Source organism: Roseateles sp. P5_E11 (assembly GCF_054049355.1).
The window spans coordinates 1-5052 of record NZ_JBFUMO010000438.1 but is presented as its reverse complement, the minus strand read 5'-3'; the positions used below and the strand labels follow the sequence as shown (position 1 = coordinate 5052).

Sequence of the window (5052 nt, the reverse complement as noted above, 5' to 3'; positions counted from 1 at the left end):
GGCCTACGGTCTGCTGCTGCAAGGCGGCGGCGTGGCCGTTGTCTACCTGACGCTGTTTGCCGCCGTGAAGCTGGCCGGCCTGGAGCCGCTGGCCCTGGTGTTCGCGCTGATGCTCACCGTCTCGTTGCTGGCCGCACTGTTGGCCGTCAAGCAGGATGCGCAGGCGCTGGCCGTCGTCGCCGCCCTGGGCGGCTATGCCACACCGCTGCTGCTGTCCACCGGCGGCGGCGCCATCGCCATGCTGCTGGGCTATGACTTCGTGCTCGGCCTGGGTGTGGCGCTGGTCGCCTGGTTCAAGCACTGGCCGCGCCTGAACCTGATCGCCTTCAGCTTCACCGCCCTCATCGCGAGTGCCTGGGGACTGACGGCCTATACGCCCGCCGACTACGCCGTCGCCCAGGGCTTCCTGATCGCCTTCTGGCTGCTGTTCACCGCCGTGCTGCTGATGCCGGGCCGCCGCGCACAAGCACCCGAGGTCTGGCTGCAAGCCACGCTGTTGTTCGGCGTGCCTGTTTTCGCTTCGGCGATGCAGTACGCGCTGCTCAAGCCCGACTCGATGGCCATCGCCTTTGCTGCGCTGCTGATTGGCGCGGCCTACGCGGGCCTGGCCGCCTGGGTGCGGCGCCGCCCGGCCCATGCCCTGGTGTTCGAGGCTTTCATCGCGCTCGGCGCCGTGTTCGGCACGCTGGTCATTCCATTCGCGCTCAGCGCCGAGGCTACGGCCGGTGCCTGGGCACTGGAAGGTGTCGGCGCCGTCTGGCTGGGCTTGCGCCAAGGCCGGCTGCGCGTACTCGCCAGCGGCCTGGCACTGATGGCGCTGGGCGGCTTCACGCTGCTGTGGTCGATGTCCCGCGGCGACCCCGACGGCCTCCATGCGCCGTCGCAGCTGTTGAATGCGCTCTTGATCGCCGCCGCCGGGCTGGGCGCCTCGCGCTTCCTGGGCCGCGACGATAGCCGACCGTGGCATGCAGGCATCGCGTTCGCGCTGGTCGGCTGGGGCACGGCGTGGCTCGCAGTCGCGGCGGGCATCGTGCTCGACCAATGGGTGTCGGCATCGCACGAGTGGGCCGTCAGCGTCGCACTGATCGCTGCCGTCAGCGCCGTGCTGCTGGGCTTGCAGGCGCTGTGGCGCTGGCCGACAGCCGCGTGGCCGACGGCGCTTCTCCTGCCGGCTTGGGGGCTGCTCGGTGTCGCCGGCACGGTATTGCACGACGCGCCGTTGTCGGCCGGTGGGCTGTGGGCGCTGCCGCTGGCCTGGGTTGCGCAGGCACTCGTGCTGCAACGCACGGCGCTGCACTGGCCCGCGCTGCTGCGCAACGCCACGCATGCCGGCAGCTTGCTGGCATTTGCGCTGCTCGGCGCGCTGCAGGGCCGCCACTGGACGGCCGACCTCGGCGACCCCGGCAGTGCCTGGGGTTGGCTGGGCTGGCTGCTGGTGCCGGCGCTGCTGCTGGCTGCCGTGCTGCGCCAGCAGCGTCGCCCTGCCGATCAACAGGCCTGGCCACTGCGCCTGGCGCCTGCGGCCTATGCCCAGGTGGGCGCTGCCGTGCTGAGCCTGGCACTTTCGGCCTGGGTGCTGATCGCCAACTGGGCCAGCCCCGGCACTGCCCAGCCTCTGCCCTACATCCCGGTGCTGAATCCACTCGATCTCGGCATCGCCGCGGCGCTGCTGGCCGTCGTCGCTTGGCTGCGCAGCCCGGCTGCTGCCGCGCTCAGGCTGCCGCCTTCCTCGCTGGCTGTGCCGGCAGCCCTGGCCTTCCTTTGGCTCAACGGCATGCTGATCCGCTGCTTCCATCACTGGGGCGATGTGCCCTATCAGGTCGACGGCTGGCTCGAGTCCCGCGGCGTGCAGACGGGTCTGGCACTGCTGTGGAGCGCCCTGGCCCTGGTGCTGATGCTGCTGGGCACGCGCCGCCACCAGCGCGCGCCCTGGCTGGCCGGCGCCGTGCTGCTGGGTGCCGTCGTGCTGAAGCTGATGCTGTTCGACCTGCAGGGCAGCGGCACCGTGCTGCGCATCGTCTCCTTCATCGGCGTGGGTGTGTTGATGCTGGTCATCGGCTATATCGCGCCTTTGCMGGGCTCTACACAAGATGAGAAAAAGCCTTCTTGAGCTGTTGGTGCTGCTGGCCGCCACATCGGCCACAGCCAGCCCGCACCGCGCGCCGGTGCAGATCACCCAACCCGCGCCCTTCCTGACGCTGGATGCCACGGCCGAAGCCTGGCAGCACAGCCTGGGCAGCGACCTGCGCGACTGGCAGCTGCTCGACGCCCAGGGCCGCCGCGTGCCCTTCGCGCTGCTGCCGGACGAGCTGCTGACCATGCCCGAGCGCGAGCTGAAGCTGGCCGCGCTGCCGCCGGCGCCGGTCGCCGCGTCGGCACCACGTCATCGGCTTCCCGCCGGCTGGCTGCTGGACCTGGGCGAGCCGGCCCAATGGCCGGCCGAGCCCCGCCAACTGCGGCTGCGCTGGCCCACCGACGCCGCAGCTTTCCAGGCCGGCTACCGGCTGGAGACCAGCCCCGACCTGCAAGCCTGGCAAGTGCTGGGAACCGGTCAGTTGCTGGGCCTGCGCACGACCGACGGCGCGCCGCTGGCCCAGCCGCTGGTCACCCTGCCAGGCCGTCCGCAACGCTATCTGCGCCTGGTGTGGGACGACGCCACGCGCGCCGTGCAGCCCGAGGCCGCCTTCCTGCTGGCCCAACCCGCTGGCGCAGCGCCGCAGCAGCTGGTTCGCAGCTCGCCCTTGCCCGCGCCAGATGCCGATGGCGGCTGGGTCATCCCGCTCGGCGGCCCACAGCCCCTGCTGAGCCTGAGCTTGGCCGGCACGCGGGGCACCTGGGTCCTGCCCGTGCAGGTGCAGACGCGCTCGGGCCCGAAAGCGCCCTGGCAGACCGTGACTCGCAGCGTGTTCTACCGCGTGGACCGCGGCGATGCCCCCGCCGACATCGCCCCTGCGTTACCGCTGGGCATCGGTGCCAGCGAGTTGCGTCTGCTGCCGCCGCGCGGCACCGCATTGCCGCCCGCCGACAGCCTGCGCCTGGACTGGGCCGTGCGCGTCACCCGCCTCGTGTGGGCTGCCCAGGGCGAACCGCCTTTCAGCCTGCAGGTGGGCGCCGCAGCGCCAGAGACCGGCCCGCGCTCGCTGGCCGAAGTGGTGCCCGACTGGCAGCGTGAGCAGGCCCGCCTGGGCCGAGCCCAGCTTGGCGCCTTCACACCCCAGGCCATGCCAGCCGCGGAACCCGCTCTACCCCCGCGCCGCCTGCTGCTGTGGGCCGTGCTGGGCGTGGGCGTCGTGCTGCTCGCGGCCGTCACCTGGCGGCTATGGCGCCAGGGACCGACGCAGCCCAGCACTTAAACTCCCGCCCCAACGCACCGGCCGCTTGTTGTGACACGGTAACGCCCGCTTGGCACACTTGCGCCCGCCCGAATTTTTCACTTCCTGGAGACAACCCCATGAGCGCAATCGTTGACATCGTCGGCCGAGAAATCCTCGACAGCCGCGGCAATCCCACCGTCGAATGCGACGTGCTGCTGGAGTCCGGCGTCATGGGCCGCGCGGCCGTGCCGTCGGGTGCGTCCACCGGTTCGCGCGAGGCCATCGAGCTGCGCGACGGCGACAAGAGCCGTTACCTGGGCAAGGGCGTGCTGAAGGCCGTCGAGCACATCAACACCGAGATCTCCGAGGCCGTGCTGGGCCTGGACGCCTCCGAGCAGGCCTTCCTGGACAAGACGCTGATCGACCTGGACGGCACCGAGAACAAGAGCCGCCTGGGCGCCAACGCCATGCTGGCCGTGTCAATGGCCGTGGCCCGCGCCGCGGCGGAAGAGTCGGGCCTGCCGCTGTACCGCTACTTCGGCGGCATGAATGGCTGCCAGCTGCCGGTGCCGATGATGAACGTCATCAACGGCGGCGCCCACGCCAACAATTCGCTGGACCTGCAGGAACTGATGATCGTCCCCGTGGGCGCGCCGAGCTTCCGTGAAGCGCTGCGCTGGGGTGCCGAGGTCTTCCACGCGCTGAAGAAGATCCTGCACGACAAGGGCATCTCCACCGCAGTGGGCGACGAAGGCGGCTTCGCGCCCAGCGTCGAGAGCCATGAAGCAGCCATCCAGCTGATCCTGCAGGCCATCGACAAGGCCGGCTACCGCGCCGGCGACCAGATCGCCATCGCCCTGGACTGCGCCGCGAGYGAGTTCTACAAGGACGGCAAGTACGTGCTCGAAGGCGAAGGCGGCATCCAGCTGACCGCGCAGGAGTGGACCGACATGCTGGCCACCTGGGTCGACAAGTACCCCATCATCTCCATCGAAGACGGCATGGCCGAAGGCGACTGGGACGGCTGGAAGATCCTGACCGACCGCCTGGGCAAGAACGTGCAGATCGTTGGTGACGACCTGTTCGTCACCAACACCAAGATCCTGCAGGAAGGCATTTCCAAGGGCATTGCCAACTCCATCCTGATCAAGATCAACCAGATCGGCACGCTGACCGAGACCTTCGCCGCCATCGAGATGGCCAAGCGCGCGGGCTACACCGCCGTCATCTCGCACCGTTCGGGCGAGACCGAGGACAGCACCATCTCCGACATCGCCGTCGGCCTGAATGCCGGCCAGATCAAGACCGGTTCGCTGTCGCGCTCGGACCGCATGGCCAAGTACAACCAGCTGCTGCGCATCGAGGAAGACCTGGGCGACGTCGCCTTCTATCCCGGCCGTGCCGCCTTCTACAACCTCAAGTAAAGCTTGAAGGCGCTTGCCGCGGTCCTGGCGATCTTCCTGATCGCCATCCAAGCCCAGCTCTGGGTGGGCCGGGGCAGCATTCCGCACGTCGCTCAGCTCCGGGAGGAGCTGAGCCAGGCCCAGGCCGACAACGACAAGGCCCGAGCCCGCAACGCCCAGTTGCAGGCCGAACTGCGTGATCTGCGCGAAGGCCTGGAGATGGTCGAGGAGAAGGCCCGCTTCGAGCTGGGCATGATCAAGTCCGACGAAGTCTTCGTGCCGCTGGCGCCGGCTGCAGCGTCTTCCATCAAGCGCTGATGCTCGCCACCATCTGG

At 69.7% G+C, this 5052-nt stretch carries 4 protein-coding genes; all 4 read left to right on the top strand.

Going from position 1 to position 5052, the window contains the following annotated elements:
• Window positions 1-2110, top strand: a 2110-nt coding sequence (locus ACXJKR_RS24000) for a DUF2339 domain-containing protein (RefSeq protein WP_457324947.1), incomplete at its 5' end; no start/stop codon positions are given.
• Entirely contained in the window at window positions 2091-3353 is a 1263-nt protein-coding gene (locus ACXJKR_RS23995) for a DUF3999 family protein (RefSeq protein ID WP_457324946.1), read from the top strand. The genes ACXJKR_RS24000 and ACXJKR_RS23995, both read left to right, overlap by 20 nt.
• A gap of 98 nt (window positions 3354-3451) precedes the next feature.
• Window positions 3452-4738 (top strand): phosphopyruvate hydratase, encoded by a 1287-nt coding sequence (gene eno / locus ACXJKR_RS23990; RefSeq protein WP_056196812.1) that lies wholly within the window; start codon window positions 3452-3454, stop codon window positions 4736-4738.
• Window positions 4739-4741: 3 nt separating this feature from the next.
• Window positions 4742-5035 (top strand): septum formation initiator family protein, encoded by a 294-nt coding sequence (locus tag ACXJKR_RS23985; protein WP_056196809.1) that lies wholly within the window; start codon window positions 4742-4744, stop codon window positions 5033-5035.
• The last annotated feature ends 17 nt before the right edge of the window (window positions 5036-5052 follow it).

Coding starts and splice junctions, on each gene's coding strand:
- ACXJKR_RS23995 (WP_457324946.1), top strand. CDS start 2,091: ATGAGAAAAAGCCTTCTTGAGCTGTTGGTGCTGCTGGCCGCCACATCG.